Source organism: Rummeliibacillus sp. POC4, assembly GCF_003576525.1.
In the GTDB taxonomy this organism is placed as follows: Bacteria; Bacillota; Bacilli; order Bacillales_A; family Planococcaceae; genus Rummeliibacillus.
The window spans coordinates 76921-93773 of sequence record NZ_QWUA01000004.1 but is presented as its reverse complement, the minus strand read 5'-3'; the positions used below and the strand labels follow the sequence as shown (position 1 = coordinate 93773).

Sequence of the window (16853 nt, the reverse complement as noted above, 5' to 3'; positions counted from 1 at the left end):
GATAGTATAATAGCAAGCTTTGGATTGTTTGTAAAGTGTTTTTTCTTAACACACTATATTTTAGCGTATTTTTTTTATTTAAACAAGGAATCTAAGCCAGGAAGTTTCATTTTTTTCTTCCCTTTTTGCGCCATACCTGTCATTTGTTTCATCATTTTTTTCATATCTTCAAATTGTTTGATTAGTCGGTTTACCTCTTGGACGGATGAACCAGAACCTTTTGCAATACGTTTTCTACGGCTTGCATTAATAATTTCGGGATTTGTTTTTTCAGCTGGGGTCATTGATAAAATAATTGCTTCAATATGGCCAATTTGTTTATCGTCGATTTTAGCATTTTCAAGTCCTTTAATTTTGTTTGCACCTGGTAGCATTTTCAATATTTCATCCAAAGGTCCAAGTTTTTTCACTTGACTCATTTGTTCAAGAAAATCATCTAACGTAAAAGATTGTGTTTTAAATTTTTCTTCTAAAGCCTTTGCTTGTTCTTCATCGACTGCTGCTTGAGCTTTTTCGATTAACGTCATGACATCGCCCATGCCAAGAATTCGTGAAGCCATTCGTTCAGGATGGAACGGTTCTAGTGCATCCATTTTTTCGCCCATACCTACAAATTTAATCGGTTTTTGGGTTACAGAACGAATAGAAAGTGCAGCACCACCACGAGTATCACCATCAAGTTTTGTTAAAACAACCCCTGTAATACCAACAGCTTCATCAAAGCTTTCAGCAACATTTACTGCATCTTGACCTGTCATTGCATCAACTACTAAAAATACTTCATCTGGTTCTTTTAATGCACGAATATCTTTAAGCTCTTGCATTAGTTTTTCATCGACATGTAGTCGACCAGCAGTATCAATCAATACAACATCATGATGTTCCTCTTTTGCTGTTTCTATAGCTTGACGAACAATTTCAACAGGAGAAATATCAGTACCTAAAGAAAATACTGGTAAAGACAATTGTTTGCCAAGAGTTTGCAATTGTTTCACTGCTGCCGGACGATATATATCAGCTGCTACGAGTAATGGTTTACGATTATATTTTTTTCTTAATACGTTTGCCAGCTTACCGGTAGTTGTTGTTTTACCAGCACCTTGCAAACCGACCATCATTATAACAGTTGGTGGTTTTGTCGCAAATTTAATCGGACTTTGTTCGCCACCCATTAAATCTGTTAACTCATCTTGTACAATCTTAATAACTTGTTGACCAGGGGTTAAGCTTTTCATAACATCCTGACCTACAGCACGTTCGCTAACTTTTTTTACAAAGCTTTTCACGACTTTCAAGTTAACGTCAGCTTCGATTAAAGCAAATCGAACTTCACGCATCATTTCTTTGACGTCTTGTTCGTTTACTTTACCTTTGCCTTTAATCTTATTAATCGTTCCTTGGAGTCGCTCCGCTAAACCTTCAAATGCCATGCATGTCGCCTCCTAATCACATTGCTTTAGTTGTTCAATTAATGATAGCTGTTCTGCATTGTTTGTTTGAGCTACGGTTATACTTTTTTCTAGTTTTGAAAGTATTTGTTGTCTGTTCTGGAATTTTTCAAAAAGTTGAAGTTTTTCCTCGTATTCTTCAAGCATTGATTCTGTTCTACGGATATTATCATAAACAGCTTGACGTGAAACATCATAAGATTCTGCAATTTCTCCAAGTGATAGATCATCTAGATAATAGAGTTGCATATAACTACGTTGTTTTTCTGTCAATAATGCTTGATAAAAGTCAAAGAGAAAGTTCATGCGTGTTGTCTTTTCAAGTAGCATTTCGCAACCTCTCCTCTTTTTTACATATTCTTCTGTATCATAAAGATAATTATTGTTTCTGTCAAGTAAAAATACTTGTCTATTTTATTTTAAAAAAACAGATAACAATTACCTTATTTCCCCCTGCCAATAATCATAAAGACAAGAAGTGAATTTTTTAAACACTACCATACTCTCAATTGAATAATTTAATAAAAAGTAAAAGAAGTCGCCAAAATTTTTCAGCAACTCCTTTCACTATTCTAAATCTTATTCTTCAGTTTTAGCTATTTGTTCATCAAGTGCATCAGCAAATAGGCCATATACATAACGTTCAGAGTCAAACGGTTGTAAATCATCCATTTGTTCTCCAAGGCCAACGAATTTTACTGGTATATGCAATTTGTTTCGTATCGCAAGGACAATACCACCTTTTGCAGTACCATCTAATTTTGTCAAAACAATTCCTGTAACATTTGTCGCTTCTTTGAAGATTTGCGCTTGTTGTAACGCATTTTGCCCTGTTGTGGCATCAAGTGCAAGTAAAACTTCGTGTGGAGCCGACGGAATTTCCCGGGAAATGACACGATGAATTTTTTCTAATTCGTTCATCAAATTCACTTTGTTTTGCAAACGACCGGCAGTATCACAAATCAATATATCTGCTTTGCGGTTTTTGGCTGCACGAATAGCATCATACATAACTGCAGCTGGATCCGATCCTTCAGATTGTTTTATAACTTCTACTCCTACTCGATCTCCCCATACTTGCAATTGGTCGATAGCACCTGCACGGAAAGTATCTCCTGCCGCTAGTAACACGTTTTTACCTTGTTTCTTAAAACGATGTGCTAACTTACCGATTGTAGTTGTCTTTCCAACTCCGTTCACACCTACGAACAAGATTACCGTTAAATCGCCTTCTTGAATATTCAACTCCGTAATATCTTCTTCACCTTGTTCATAAATTTCTACAAGTTTCTCAGATATTAATGCTTGTATGCCTTCTGTATCTTTTATATTTTTTCGTTGTACCTCAAATCGAAGTTTCTCAGTTAACTCCATAACTGTTTCCATACCAACATCCGCTTGAAGTAATAAATCTTCAAGTTCTTCGAAGAATTCTTCATCGACATGGCGATAGCGTGCTACTAGATCATTTACTTTTGAAGTAAATGAATCACGTGTTTTAGCTAAACCAGATTTGAACTTTTCTGTGATTGAGAAGGCAGAAAAACCTCTTTTGTTTTTTTCTTCTTTTTGTTGATTATCTTCCTCAATCTCTTTTTCTTGTTCTACTGTTTCTGGCTCTATTTTTTTAGTGCTATCAACAGTTATTTCTTCCACTTCGTTTGTAGAATGTTCTACAACTTCTTGTTCTTCTGTTGTTTGATCCAATAGCTCTTCTTTTTCAGTTTTTGAGCTACCCATCAACTTCTCTTTCATACGTTTTAAAAAGCTCATATTATTCGCTCCTTTGTCTTACGATGGAACAGGTTCTTCCTGTTCTAATTTAACAGATACTAGCTTAGAGACACCAGACTCTTGCATAGTAATACCATACAATACATCTGCACCTTCCATTGTTCCTTTACGGTGAGTAATGACGATGAATTGTGTTTCTGAGCTAAACTTTTTCAAATATTGACTATAACGAGCAACGTTTGATTCGTCAAGGGCAGCCTCAACTTCATCAAGAATGCAGAATGGAACTGGGCGTGTTTTTAAAATGGCAAATAGTAAAGCAATGGCTGTTAACGCCCTTTCTCCACCTGACAATAAGCTTAGTCGTTGAAGTTTTTTGCCTGGGGGTTGTGCCACAATTTCAATGCCTGTTTCTAGAAGATTTTCTGGATCAAGCAATTCTAAATCGGCATGACCTCCACCAAATAATTCACGAAATACATCTTGGAAATGTCGTCGAATTTCATAAAATGTGCTGCTGAAACGATTCGTCATTTCTTCATCCATCTCACGAATTGCCTCGTTTAATGTTTCTTGTGCTTCAAGTAAATCATTCCGTTGGTTTGATAAGAATGAATGACGTTCTGAAACTGTAGCATATTCTTCAATGGCACTAATATTAACAGTGCCTAATTCTGCAATGGACTGTTTTAACAACTTAACTTTACGTCGAGCAGTATCAACATCTACATCTAACGATGGCTCAAGTAATGCTTCCTCAAATGTAAGCTCATATTCTTTTTCAAGTTGTTTGGCTAAATTCTCATGTTCAACATCCAAACGATTTAATTTCACTTCGTAATTACGTAATCCATCAAGAAGTCCTTGATGCACCCGTTGTAATTCTTTTAACTCAATATCTATTGCATCAATTTGTTGTTGAACTTCAGTACGTTGTTGCTTCGTTTGTTCAACAGTTTTAACAAGTTCTTCTCTTCGGCTTTGTAAATCTGTAATCTTAACAATTATTTCTTCTTCAGAAGGACCATTAATGTCTCCACCATTGGTAATCCAGTCTATTTCTTTTGATATATTCGAAACTTCCTCAATAGCTTGTTGCGATTGAGTTACAGCATCTGATACTGCTAATTTTAGTTGAGATACCTGTTCATGTAAAACTGCTAATTCTGAGCGTTTTAAAGCATATTGTTCTTGTAAAACATCACGTTCTGATTCACTTTGTTGTTTTAAAACATTCAATTCTTCAACCGTTTGATTGATTTTAGTTAATTCTTTTGATAACTCTTCTTTTCGACGATTAAAATCTGCTAGTTGTCCTTCTAGTCTTGATTTACGACCAGATGCATCTTGTTGTTCATCACTAAACATAGAAACTCTTAATGACAATCGTTTAGTAGTGGCTTCTAATTCGCGATGACGAGCACTTAACTCTACCTCTTCAGCACGTATTTCTTCACCTTCTATACGTAACTGTTCAAGAAGTGTAGTCTTTTCTGCTACTTGTTCTTTCCATTCTGCAACTACCTTTTCTGCATTTCCGATAGAAGCTTGCATTTGAGATAATTGTGATGTTAAGCTTTCAAGTTCAGCTTTACGACTAAATAATGATGCCTGTTGTTTAACAGAACCCCCGGTCAAAGAACCCCCGGTATTAACAACATCACCATCTAAAGTGACAACGCGATAACGATAACCGCAAGTTTTTGCAATTTGAGAAGCACCTTGTAAATCTTTTGATACTAGTACATGACCTAACAAATTCTCCGCAATTGTTCGAAATGCAGGATCATATGTTGCCAATTCATCTGCTGTATTAATAAATGAAGGATGATTTGCAACAGTTTGCAATACATTTGCAGGTACTTTACGAGACTTCATCACATTTTTAGGTAAAAATGTCGCTCTACCTGCTCGTTGTTGTTTTAACCATGTAATTGCTTTACGAGCATCTACATCCGTTTCAGTTACAACATGTTGCATTGCAGCACCTAGAGCAGTTTCAACAGCACGAGCATATTCGCCATCAACATGAATTAGTTCTGCTACCGCACCATGAATACCTTGTAATTGTTGCTTTTCACGTGCAACTAGAACAGCTTTTACACCTTGATAAAATCCTGAAAAATCCGCTTCAAGTTCAGCAAGTGTTTCTTGACGAGATTTCATCTGTTGTAAATGTTGATAGCCTTTAAATAACATAGATTGTTGCTGATCGTACTGTCTTTTTGCATTTTGCAAATCTTGTTGACAATTTTTATATTTTTCAAGCTTCAACGCTACTTGTTTTTCTACATTTTGCAATTTCTCAGCTACCAATTGTTGCTCTTGTTGTAAGCCTTTGAGCTCAGTTACCATTTCTGTGGATTGGCTCGAAATTTTTACAGAATTCTCAGTTTGTTCTTCTAATTGTTTTGTAATATTTTTTACTTCGTTTTTAACAGTAGCTTCTTCATTTAAGCGGTCAATATATGTGTCTTTCCATTTATTAATCTCTGCTTCAATTTCAGAAGTTGAACGATTCAAATTATCTTCAAGTTGTTTTACTGTTTTCTTTAAATTTTGGAGCTCTTGTTGGCGATCTACTAATTGCTTTTCTTTCTCGCTCTTCAATTTATTCCAACTGTCGCTAGAAGTTTTTGCCTTTTGAAGTGATTGTTGTAGTTTTGTTAGTTGTGCCGCTGCATTTATTCGTTTTTCAGCCATTAATACTTTACGGCCTTCAAAACGTTCAACTTCTGCACTTACATCTACAAGTTGATGCTGTGATTCATCTAGTAAACTATCTAGCTCGGTTAATTGTTTTCGAAGTTTTGTAATATACGACTCTTTTTCAGTAATCTGTGCAGCATGAACTTGTTCTTTTGAAAACAGATTTTCCTTTTCTTTCGCAATACTCTCCATGGCATTGTTTAATTGCTCCATATCATGAACTAAAACTGCGATATCGATATCTTTTAGCTCTGTTGACATTTTCAAATAATCTTCTGCTGCGGATGCTTGGATATGTAATGGTTCGATTCGTTTATCCAACTCATGTAAAATATCTAATACACGATTCAAATTATCATCTGTTTCAAATAATTTATGTTCAGCCTTTTTACGACGCTGTTTATACTTTAATACACCAGCAGCTTCTTCAAAAATTGTACGTCGATCATCAGGACGACTATTTAATATTTCATCTACTCGTCCTTGAGAAATAATTGAGAAAGCTTCTTTTCCTAATCCTGAATCTAAAAATAGATCTGTAATATCTTTTAATCGACATTGTTGCTTATTAAGCAAATACTCGCTTTCCCCAGAACGATAAACACGACGAGTAACGCTTACCTCGTTATATGGAATCGGTAAGCGTTCGTCTTCATTGTCTAAAATTAATGATACTTCTGCAAAGTTAAGCGGTTTGCGTGAATCACTTCCGGCAAAAATAATATCTTCCATTTTTGCACCACGAAGGGACTTAGCTGATTGTTCACCGAGTACCCAGCGAATCGCATCTGTTACGTTACTTTTACCACTACCATTCGGGCCAACGACAGCAGTAACGCCAGGTACAAAGTCTATACCTATTCGATCAGCAAAAGATTTAAAACCAATCACTTCAAGCCGTTTAAGAAACAAAATTAACCCTCCTGATCATTCGCTATTTGTACTTTTAAAGCACGCATAGCGCATTGTGCTGCTTTTTGTTCCGCTTCTTTTTTAGATTTACCGTTGCCTACTCCAAGTTCTTTGTTATTTAACAACACTTGAGAGACGAATGTACGGTTATGTGCTGGACCATTTTCTTTTATGATTTCATATTGTAATGTACCAGAATTATTTTGTTGTACCATTTCTTGTAATTGACTCTTAAAGTCCATAACATGTGAAAATGCACCGAGCTCGACTTTTGGGAAAACAACTTTTTCCAAAAAGCCAACAACTGTTTCTAAACCTTGGTCTAAATATAAAGCACCTATAAATGCTTCAAAACAATCCGCAAGTAATGCTGGACGTTGACGACCACCTGTGATTTCTTCTCCTTTACCTAGTAATACGTATTTACCAAAATTCAACTCATTAGCAAATATCACTAGGGATGGCTCGCAAACCATTGCTGCACGCAATTTTGTTAGTTCGCCTTCAGTCATCTTAGGAAATTTAAGAAATAAAAACTTAGAAACAGTTAGCTCAAGCACAGCGTCTCCTAAAAATTCAAGACGTTCATTGTCTTCAAAAAGCTTTCTACGATGCTCATTTACAAATGATGAATGTGTAAATGCGTTGTATAACAAATTAGGATTATTGAAGTGTAAGCCCAATAAATCTTGTAATTCAGCGAATTTTAGACGTGCCTGCTCTGAAATTGCGCCATTCTTTTGTGAGAGTCCTTGTATTCTCATCTTTTATCAACCTTCTTATTTTCCATTTGGTACAATCTATAGTTTACCTTTTTATTATACAATGTGCAAAAATAAAAAGATAACTTCCCTCACTTTAGAAAAGCGGGGAAGTTTTAAGTATTGTATATTATACGTGAAATTAGCCGAGTTTGCTTTCGATAAAGCTTACTGCATCACCTACAGTAGCAATTTTTTCTGCGTCCTCGTCATCAATTTGCATATCAAATTCTTCTTCAAATTCCATTACTAATTCTACTACGTCTAATGAGTCCGCACCTAAATCATCACGGAAAGAAGCTTCTAGTTTCACTTCGCTTTCGTCAACACCTAAACGGTCAACGACAACTTTAGATACACGTTCTAATACTGTTGCCAAATTGTTCACCTCCTCTCAATGTTTTTTTATACATACAAGACGTCTACATGACCATACCGCCATCTACATGAAGCGTTTGACCTGTCATATAGCTTGCATCATCAGAGGCTAAAAATGCAACTACTTTTGCGACATCTTCTGGTTTACCTAATTTAGCTAGCGGTATTTGAGTAAGCATTTGTGCTTTAATCTGTTCAGGTAACTCCTCTGTCATTTCTGTATCTATAAATCCAGGAGCTACAGCATTGACGTAAATATTACGAGCTGCTAATTCTTTCGCTGCTGTTTTAGTGAGGCCAATAACACCTGCTTTTGCTGCAACATAATTTGCTTGACCAGCATTCCCTGCAACTCCGACAATGGAAGCAATATTAACAATACGACCTGCACGTTGTTTCATCATTTGACGTGTAACAGCTTTAGTACATAGAAAGACACCTTTAAGATTCGTATTCATAACAGCATCCCAGTCTTCTTCTTTCATACGCATAAGTAAATTATCACGAGTAATGCCTGCATTATTTACTAAAATATCAAGTTTACCATAGTTTTCTATAGCTTGCTTCATCAAATTTGCAACAGCTTCTGCATCTGTTACATTCGCTTGAACTGCAATCGCAGAACCACCTGCATCCTCTATTTCAGATACAACTTCTTCTGCTTTTGTTTGACTACCACTATAGTTCACAACAACTTTAGCTCCTAGTTTAGCTAAGTGAAGTGCAATTGCACGTCCGATTCCTCTAGAGCCACCTGTAACAACAGCTACCTTATTCGTTAAATCTGCCAATTAAGCCCACTCCTTTGCCGCTTCTATTAGTTGTTTGAATGTCGCTTCATCATAAACACAATATGTTTTCACTTTACGATCCACTTTTTTGACAAGTCCACTTAAAACTTTACCGGGACCACATTCAATAAAGACATCTACCCCTTCAGCAAGTAAAGTGCGGACTGAATCTTCCCATAGTACTGGAGAATACAATTGTTCAACTAATTGGTTTAAAATCACTGCCTTTGAAGTAACAGGTTGTGCATTAACATTAGCTATAACTGGTACATTAGCATCTTGCATATCAATTTTAGAGAGCATTTGTTGTAGCTTGCTAGCAGCAGGTCTCATTAGCTCGGAATGGAAAGGACCACTAACAACTAATGGAATAGCACGTCTAGCACCTACTTCTTTGGCTTTTTCAGAAGCCAATTCTACACCTTTAGCTGTACCAGAAATAACAATTTGACCTGGACAGTTGAGATTGGCAAGCTGAACAATTTCCCCTTCAGCTGTAACACTATCAGTAACTTGTTTCAGTTCATCACGATTCAAGCCTAAAATGGCAGCCATTGCACCTTCGCCAGCGGGTACTGCTTCATTCATATAAATACCACGATTATGTACAGCTTGTACACCATCCGCAAAGGTCATAACACCTGAAGTAACAATTGCAGCATATTCACCTAAGCTATGTCCAGCAGTAAAATCTGGTGTAATCCCAGCTTTTTTTAACTTTTCAGCGATCATAACACCAGTGGTTAATAATGCTGGTTGCGCATGGTAAGTTAGTGTTAAGTCTTCTTGAGGACCTTCTAACATTAACTTCGATAATTCAATCCCTAAAAGTTGATCTGCTTGATCATAAAATTCCTTACACGCAGATTCCTGAGAAATAAATTCTTGACCCATTCCTACAGTTTGTGAACCTTGCCCTGGAAAAATAAAAGCAATTTTCGTCATTTTACATTCCCCTTTGTATAACAACATTAAAAAAGTTATTGTTCATTTTGTTTAGATTTCATAATGGTTGCATCGATTGTTGGAATAACATTATAGTCGACCATTTTGCGTGCTTGACGAATTGCACTTGCAAAAGCTCTTGCATTAGAAGAACCATGTGCTTTAATCACCGGTGCTTTTAAGCCAAACAATGCTGCACCACCGTACTCTGTGTAATCCATTTTATTTTTAAGATTTTTCAAATCATTTTTCATCATCAATGCTGCGACTTTTGATTTTGTGGAAGACATAAAAGCTTCTTTCATCATTTTAAAAATAGCGCCTGCTGTTCCTTCAATGGTTTTTAATACCATATTACCTGTAAAACCATCCGTTACGACTACATCAGCAGCATGATTTAATAATTCTCGCGCCTCTACATTTCCGATAAAATTCACTGGCGCATCTTTTAATAAAGTGAAAGCATGTTTTGCTAGGTCATTGCCTTTTTTATCTTCAGTACCAATATTCAACAAACCTACTGTTGGATTTTGAATACCACGTACTTGTTTTGCATAAATGCTTCCCATTATAGCATATTGCACTAGATTTTCCGGCTTTGCATCTGCATTAGAGCCCAGGTCCAACATATCAAAACCACTACCATCTAACGTAGGTAATGTTGTTGAAAGCGCTGGACGGTCAATACCATCAATACGATGCACAATAAATAATCCAGATGCCATTAAAGCACCCGTATTCCCTGCTGAAATACAAGCTTCTGCTTCACCATCTGCAACAGCTTGAGCCATTTTCACCATTGATGCATCCTTTTTACGTCGTACTGCACGAACAGGCTCATCTGTTCCTTCAATTTCTTCTTGGCAATCTATAATTGTAATACGATTCATATCTTTTAAAAATGGTTGCATTTTTTCTTTTGAACCATATAGTAAAACTTCTAAATCTTTGTTTTCTTCAAGTGCTTCATATACACCATCGATTATGGCTTGAGGTGCGTTGTCCCCACCCATACCATCAACTGCTAATTTCATTTACTTTTCACCTTTACCTTTCGTTCGATACATCTCAAATTGTCCCGTAAAAACTGTATTTCCATCTACTGTAGAGGTAACGGTGACGAACGTACGATTTTTTTCATTATCTTTTCCTGTAACTACGGCTTTAGATACTACGCGTTGCCCTGCTTTTACTGGTTTCAAAAAATGAATGTCAGAATGGACTGTTAATGCAAGATCATCATCAATAACGGCTACTGCTAAAGAATTCGCTTGGGCGAACAAGTGATGTCCTCTTGCAATGCGGTTTCTTTGAAAGACATGTTCTTCCCCAACATCAAAAATAGATAACGCACGTTCATCCAATTCAATATCGATAATTTCTCCAATAACTTCATCTATAGGTAAGGTTTTAACTTCATTTTCAAAATTATTGGCGGCTACATCCTTAATCCGTTCACGCAATTCTGGAATGGATAACTCCATACGATCAAGTCTAATCGTCTGAACACTAACATTAAACTTTGTAGCAAGCTGTTCATCCGTGACGAATGGGTTTTCTTGAATCGTTTGCTGCAATAATAGTTGTCGTTCTTTCTTTGAGTACTTCATATTATTCTTCGTCGCCCCTTAATATTAGCACTTGGTACTAATATCAGTATATAAATATAAAAAAGAGAATGCAAGTGTTGTTTTTCAAAACAGCTTTGCATCCCCCACTTTTAATCAATTCTTTCGCCATCAAGAGCACCCGATGAAGCAAGATATTCTCGTAAAGCTTTATATTCTTCACTTCGCCAAAATTTAGGTGATTCAATAAGTTTCACTGCATCTTGCCTTGCTACTTCTAACGCTCTATAATCGTGGACTAAATCAGCCATTTTAAATTCCGGTAAGCCACTTTGTTTTTTTCCAAAAAAATCACCAGGTCCACGGAGTTCTAAATCCTTTTCCGCTAAACGGAAACCATCATTCGTTTCCGTCATAGAAATCATACGCTCTTTACCCTCTTCACTTTTCGGATTTGCAATAAGTATGCAGTAAGATTGATGATTTCCCCGTCCTACTCGACCTCGTAATTGATGAAGTTGAGCTAAACCAAATCGCTCAGCATCATATATTACCATAAATGTTGCATTTGGAACATTTACCCCTACTTCTACAACAGTTGTAGAAACGAGAACATCTAGTCTTCCTTCACTAAAAGCACGCATTACCTCATCTTTCTCATTTGCGGGTAAACGTCCATGCATAAGACCTATTTTGAATTTATTTTTATAAATAGTTGAAAGTTGTTGATAAACATCTACTGCATTTTGCACATCAAGCTTATCTGATTCTTCAATGAGCGGACAAATAATATAAGCTTGACGACCATTGGCAAGTTCTTTCGCCATTCGGGTTAGCACTTGATTGAATTGTTCATTTTTTACCCAATGAGTTTCAATTTTCTTTCTTCCTGCTGGCATTTCATCAATGATTGAAACGTCCATTTCTCCAAATGCTGTAATCGATAATGTACGCGGAATAGGCGTTGCGGTCATAAAAAGCACATCCGGATTTTCCCCTTTTTCACGCAAAACTCTGCGTTGCTCGACCCCAAAACGATGTTGTTCGTCAGTTATAACAAACCCTAATTTTTTAAATGATACATCCGGTTGTATCAATGCATGTGTTCCAACAAGAATATCAATGTCTCCATTTGATACTCTCTCTAACAACTCTCTTCTTGCCTTTCCCTTAACCGATCCGGACAATAATGCAACCTTGACACCAAAAGGATGCAACCATTCATCAAGTGATGCTGCATGTTGTTCTGCTAAAATTTCAGTTGGCGCCATTAATGCACCTTGAAATCCAGCTGTAACTGAGGAATACAATCCTATTGCTGCCACCACAGTTTTCCCAGATCCTACATCCCCTTGCAATAATCGATTCATGCGTTGGGGGATTAGTAAATCACGTGATATTTCATTGACAACACGTTTTTGGGCATTTGTTAACTCGTATGGTAAAGAACTGATGAATTCACGAACCTTTTCTAAATCATATTGAATGATAATACCATGTTCTTGCTCTCTCCGAGTTTTTCTTAATGCTTGAATTTTCAACTGGAATTGTAACAGCTCTTCGTAAACAAATCTTCGACGTGCTTGTTTTGCATGATTTGCATTTTTTGGAAAATGGACACCTTCTAAAGCATCTGAAAGGGGCAGTAATTTATACTCATTTCTTAACTGTTCAGGTAAAGTCTCTGGAAGCTGATTTTTTGATAAATCCAAGGCTTGACGGATAAATTGGCGGAATTTTTTTTGAGTCAACTTACCCTTTAAACTATATACTGGTTCAAAATCTGCCTGATCTGTTTTAGGGCCAAATGACACATTACTTCCATTTATGATTTGACGGCCCCTATCCCATTTACCTGTTACGGTTACAATGGTCCCGAGTGTTAATTTACTTCGTAAATATCCTTGATTGAAAAAAACAACTTTTATCAAATGTCGTCCAACCAACATACGTACTTGTAAGCGTGATTTATTTTTACCTAAATAAAGAACAGTTGGTTCACTTTCGATACGTCCTTCTACTGTAACTCTTTCATTGTGTGGTGTTTCTGCTAAATCTTTTAGACGAAAATCTTCATGACGATACGGAAACGTTAATATCAAATCTTTTATCGTTGCAATGCCCATCAAACTTAATGTATCAGCAGATGTTTTCCCAACACCTTTTAAATCAGTTACTGAATCCAGTAGGTTAGTCACGATGTAACACGGCCCCACCAAAAATCTTCGCTTGAATTGCCTTAGCTGTTGGTGTTGCTGCTAATCCACCTTGTGCGGTTTCCTTTAAAGCTACAGGCATTGTTTGACCAATACGGAACATTGCACCGATTACTTCGTCTGTTGGAATACGACTCGTGATACCTGCCAATGCCATATCTGCTGCTACCATAGCATTTGCAGCTCCCATTGCATTTCTCTTAACACAAGGAACCTCCACTAATCCTGCTACCGGGTCACATACAAGACCAAGCATATTTTTAAGTGAAATTGCAAATGCATGTGAACTTTGAGAAGGTGTACCGCCAGCCATTTCAACAATGGATGCAGCAGCCATCGCAGCTGCCGAACCTACTTCAGCTTGACAGCCACCAGCCGCACCTGAAATAGATGCATTATTAGCTACAACAAAACCGAAAGCACCTGCAGTAAACAAATATCGAATCATTTGTTCTCTTGTAGGATTCAATTTATTTTTCACGGCAAAAAGTGTACCTGGTACAACTCCTGCAGAACCTGCAGTGGGTGTTGCACAAATTGTTCCCATGGCTGCATTGACTTCGTTTGTAGCAACAGCTTTACTGACAGCGTCTAGTAAAAGATTTCCTGAAAGTCCTTTACCTGATTGTATATATTTTTGTAATAATACGGCATCTCCACCTGTTAAACCTGTTACGGAACGTACTCCTTTTAACCCTCTTTCAACAGCCTCTTCCATGACAGTAAGATTTCGAGACATTTGTTCCATTATTTCATCTCGGCTTCTTTCTGACATTAAAATTTCTTGTTCAATCATAATTTCTGAAATGAGTTTATTTTCTGTTTCTGCACGTTCTATCAATTCTCTAACATTACGAAATAATACTTCCATTTTTATACCTCCTAGTTTTTAATACGAGTCACTTTCGTAATATTAGGAAGATTTTCGATTTCTCCTAAAATAGAATGTTCGATATTTTGATCTACTTCTATGACCATTAACGCCATATTTCCTCGTTCTTTACGTGACACTTCCATATGACCAATATTAATATTATGTTTTGCAAGGCAATTAGCTACATTGGCGATACAACCAGCTCTGTCATCGTGTACTACTAAGATTGCTGGCATGCCTCCTGATAATCGAAGTGGGAATCCGTTAAGTTCAGTAATTTCAATCGCACCACCACCAATTGAAATACCAACCATTGACATTTCCATATCATCATCACCAATTACGATTCTTGCTGTATTTGGATGCTCTGTATGATCTGTTTCAGGTATGAATTCAAAAGTTAATCCTGCCTCTGCTGCTTCTTTAAATGCAGTCTTAATTCTTTCATCGTAAGTATCATAATCCAGTAATCCACCGATTATTGCTACATCAGTTCCATGTCCCTTATACGTCTCTGCAAAAGAACCATACAAGTGGATTTTAGCCCATTTAGGTTGACGTCCAAATAAATCTCTGGCAACGCGACCAATTCGAGCCGCTCCAGCAGTATGTGATGAAGAAGGACCAATCATGACCGGACCGATAATATCAAAAACGGATGTAAATTTCATAATTTCTCCCCACGCATTTCTAGTAATATTCAAAACTTATCTTACACGAATATTCTCATATAACCAAACATTTTAGTCTTTTTCTATTTGACCTCAAACAAGCTATACATAGAAAAACGGCCAAGATTTTTTTCTTAGCCGTTTTACATAGGTTGTTATGATTAATAATTCTAATTGTGACTTATTCTACAGAAATGATATAAGGATATAATGGTTGTTTCCCATCATGTACCTCTACTTCTACATCTGGATATTTTTGTTCTATAAATTCAACATATTCATCAACAGTTTGCTTTTCAACGTCTTCGCCGTATAGTACTGTGACAATTTCTGAATCTTCATCAACCATATCGCTTACTAATATTTCAGAAGCGACTTTTAAAGAAGGTGTAGCTTGGATAATTTGCCCTTCTTTAATAGCCATGAAATCATTTTTGTGAATTTCTACTCCATCAATTGAAGTATCACGTACTGCAAATGTAATTTGTCCTGATTTAACATTTGCATATGCAGCTGTCATATGTTTTTTGTTTTCCTCAACTGATAGCTCTGGGTTGAATGCAAGAATTGCAGACATACCTTGTGGAATTGTTTTTGTTGGTACAACAGCAGCCTCAATATCTAATAATTCAGTTGCTTGTTCAGCTGCCATTACTATATTTTTATTATTTGGTAAGATTAATACTTTTTCTGCCCCTACTTCTTTAATAGCATTGACAATATCTTCTGTAGAAGGGTTCATTGTTTGACCGCCTTCTATCACATATGATGCGCCAACACTTTCTAGAAGTTGTGCAACACCTTCACCCATTGCTACTGTTACGATTGCATATGGTTGTTTTTTCACTTCTTTTTTGGCTACTTTATGATCTTCTCCAACGATTGCTGTATGTTGAAGACGCATGTTATCTACTTTAACTTTTACTAAACTACCATATTGTTGACCATAAGAGATAACTTTCCCTGGTGTTTCAGAGTGAACGTGGATTTTCACCACTTCATCATCAGAAATAACTAGTAGTGAATCACCGAAGTGGCTCATATCTTCTCGGAATTCTGATTCATTAAATGGTTTTTTATCGTCTTCAAAACGCACCATAAATTCTGTACAGTATCCATAGACGATTTCAGAAGTATCCATAAAATCTTGCGCTTTATGATGTTCTGCATTTACTAAATCATCGATTGAATCTATTTTCGTTGGAGCAGGAATTGCTTCACCTTTTAAGGATGCTGCAAAGCCTTCATATACAAAGACTAAACCTTGGCCACCACTATCAACCACTCCTACTTCTTTCAGTACTGGTAATAGGTCAGGTGTTTTAGCTAGCGCTTCTTTTGCTGCAGCTAAAGTTTGTTCCATAATAACAACAATATCTTCTTCTGTTTTTGCAACTTCCACTGCTTTTTCAGCAGCAACACGTGCAACTGTAAGAATTGTTCCTTCAACAGGTTTCATAACGGCTTTATAAGCTGTTTCTACCCCACTTTGAAATGCTTGCGCAAATTTTACTGCATCTAATTCAGTTTCTTTTTCGACAGCTTTACCAAATCCGCGGAATAATTGAGATAATATAACACCTGAATTACCTCGTGCTCCCATTAGCAATCCTTTTGATAATGCTTGCGCTGTCTTTCCAATGTTTGCTACCTTGTTAGCAGCAGTTTCTTTTGCACCTGATGTCATCGATAAATTCATATTCGTTCCTGTATCTCCATCAGGTACAGGGAATACATTTAACGAATCAACATATTCCGCATTTTGAGCTAAATGGCTTGAACCAGCTTGTACCATTTCCGCGAATTTAATCCCGTCTAACGACTTCATTTGAATAAGTTCCTCCTC

The 16853-nt window shown here is 36.7% G+C and carries 14 protein-coding genes; all 14 read right to left on the bottom strand.

The window, feature by feature from the left end:
• Positions 1–74: 74 nt before the first annotated feature.
• Positions 75–1430, bottom strand: a complete 1356-nt coding sequence (gene ffh / locus D1606_RS01545; RefSeq protein WP_119414259.1) for a signal recognition particle protein — start codon at positions 1428–1430, stop codon at positions 75–77.
• 12 nt (positions 1431–1442) lie between these two features.
• The gene (locus D1606_RS01540) at positions 1443–1778 is read right to left on the bottom strand and encodes a putative DNA-binding protein (protein WP_119414258.1); all 336 of its coding nucleotides are present in this window, start codon (positions 1776–1778) and stop codon (positions 1443–1445) included.
• 249 nt (positions 1779–2027) lie between these two features.
• Positions 2028–3221: a signal recognition particle-docking protein FtsY gene (gene ftsY, locus D1606_RS01535; protein WP_119414257.1), complete on the bottom strand. Its 1194-nt coding sequence runs from the start codon at positions 3219–3221 to the stop codon at positions 2028–2030.
• Positions 3222–3239: 18 nt separating this feature from the next.
• Positions 3240–6803 carry a chromosome segregation protein SMC gene (gene smc / locus D1606_RS01530; RefSeq protein WP_119414256.1) on the bottom strand — a complete coding sequence of 1188 codons (3564 nt, stop codon included), beginning with the start codon at positions 6801–6803 and terminating at the stop codon, positions 3240–3242.
• Between the two features lie 2 nt (positions 6804–6805).
• Positions 6806–7567, bottom strand: coding sequence for a ribonuclease III (gene rnc, locus D1606_RS01525; RefSeq protein WP_119414255.1), 762 nt, complete (start codon positions 7565–7567; stop codon positions 6806–6808).
• A 139-nt stretch (positions 7568–7706) separates the two neighbouring features.
• On the bottom strand, positions 7707–7943 hold the full coding sequence (locus D1606_RS01520) for an acyl carrier protein (RefSeq protein WP_119414254.1): 237 nt from the start codon (positions 7941–7943) through the stop codon (positions 7707–7709).
• Between the two features lie 43 nt (positions 7944–7986).
• On the bottom strand, positions 7987–8733 hold the full coding sequence (gene fabG / locus D1606_RS01515; protein WP_119414253.1) for a 3-oxoacyl-[acyl-carrier-protein] reductase: 747 nt from the start codon (positions 8731–8733) through the stop codon (positions 7987–7989).
• A complete protein-coding gene (gene fabD / locus D1606_RS01510; RefSeq protein ID WP_119414252.1) occupies positions 8734–9678 on the bottom strand; it encodes an ACP S-malonyltransferase in 945 nt (314 codons plus the stop codon).
• A 35-nt stretch (positions 9679–9713) separates the two neighbouring features.
• On the bottom strand, positions 9714–10712 hold the full coding sequence (gene plsX / locus D1606_RS01505; protein ID WP_119414251.1) for a phosphate acyltransferase PlsX: 999 nt from the start codon (positions 10710–10712) through the stop codon (positions 9714–9716).
• The gene (gene fapR / locus D1606_RS01500) at positions 10713–11288 is read right to left on the bottom strand and encodes a transcription factor FapR (protein WP_119414250.1); all 576 of its coding nucleotides are present in this window, start codon (positions 11286–11288) and stop codon (positions 10713–10715) included.
• Positions 11289–11398: 110 nt separating this feature from the next.
• Positions 11399–13444 (bottom strand): ATP-dependent DNA helicase RecG, encoded by a 2046-nt coding sequence (gene recG, locus D1606_RS01495; RefSeq protein WP_369973721.1) that lies wholly within the window; start codon positions 13442–13444, stop codon positions 11399–11401.
• Positions 13437–14333, bottom strand: a complete 897-nt coding sequence (sdaAA, locus tag D1606_RS01490) for an L-serine ammonia-lyase, iron-sulfur-dependent, subunit alpha (protein ID WP_119414249.1) — start codon at positions 14331–14333, stop codon at positions 13437–13439. Before sdaAA ends, recG begins: the two co-directional genes overlap by 8 nt.
• 11 nt (positions 14334–14344) lie before the next feature.
• Positions 14345–15007, bottom strand: a complete 663-nt coding sequence (gene sdaAB, locus D1606_RS01485; protein WP_119414248.1) for an L-serine ammonia-lyase, iron-sulfur-dependent subunit beta — start codon at positions 15005–15007, stop codon at positions 14345–14347.
• Positions 15008–15188: 181 nt separating this feature from the next.
• Positions 15189–16835, bottom strand: coding sequence for a DAK2 domain-containing protein (locus D1606_RS01480; RefSeq protein WP_119414247.1), 1647 nt, complete (start codon positions 16833–16835; stop codon positions 15189–15191).
• Positions 16836–16853 lie beyond the last annotated feature (18 nt).

Coding starts and splice junctions, on each gene's coding strand:
- ffh (WP_119414259.1), bottom strand. CDS start 1,430: ATGGCATTTGAAGGTTTAGCGGAGCGACTCCAAGGAACGATTAATAAG.
- D1606_RS01540 (WP_119414258.1), bottom strand. CDS start 1,778: ATGCTACTTGAAAAGACAACACGCATGAACTTTCTCTTTGACTTTTAT.
- ftsY (WP_119414257.1), bottom strand. CDS start 3,221: ATGAGCTTTTTAAAACGTATGAAAGAGAAGTTGATGGGTAGCTCAAAA.
- rnc (WP_119414255.1), bottom strand. CDS start 7,567: ATGAGAATACAAGGACTCTCACAAAAGAATGGCGCAATTTCAGAGCAG.
- fabD (WP_119414252.1), bottom strand. CDS start 9,678: ATGACGAAAATTGCTTTTATTTTTCCAGGGCAAGGTTCACAAACTGTA.
- plsX (WP_119414251.1), bottom strand. CDS start 10,712: ATGAAATTAGCAGTTGATGGTATGGGTGGGGACAACGCACCTCAAGCC.
- fapR (WP_119414250.1), bottom strand. CDS start 11,288: ATGAAGTACTCAAAGAAAGAACGACAACTATTATTGCAGCAAACGATT.
- sdaAA (WP_119414249.1), bottom strand. CDS start 14,333: ATGGAAGTATTATTTCGTAATGTTAGAGAATTGATAGAACGTGCAGAA.
- sdaAB (WP_119414248.1), bottom strand. CDS start 15,007: ATGAAATTTACATCCGTTTTTGATATTATCGGTCCGGTCATGATTGGT.
- D1606_RS01480 (WP_119414247.1), bottom strand. CDS start 16,835: ATGAAGTCGTTAGACGGGATTAAATTCGCGGAAATGGTACAAGCTGGT.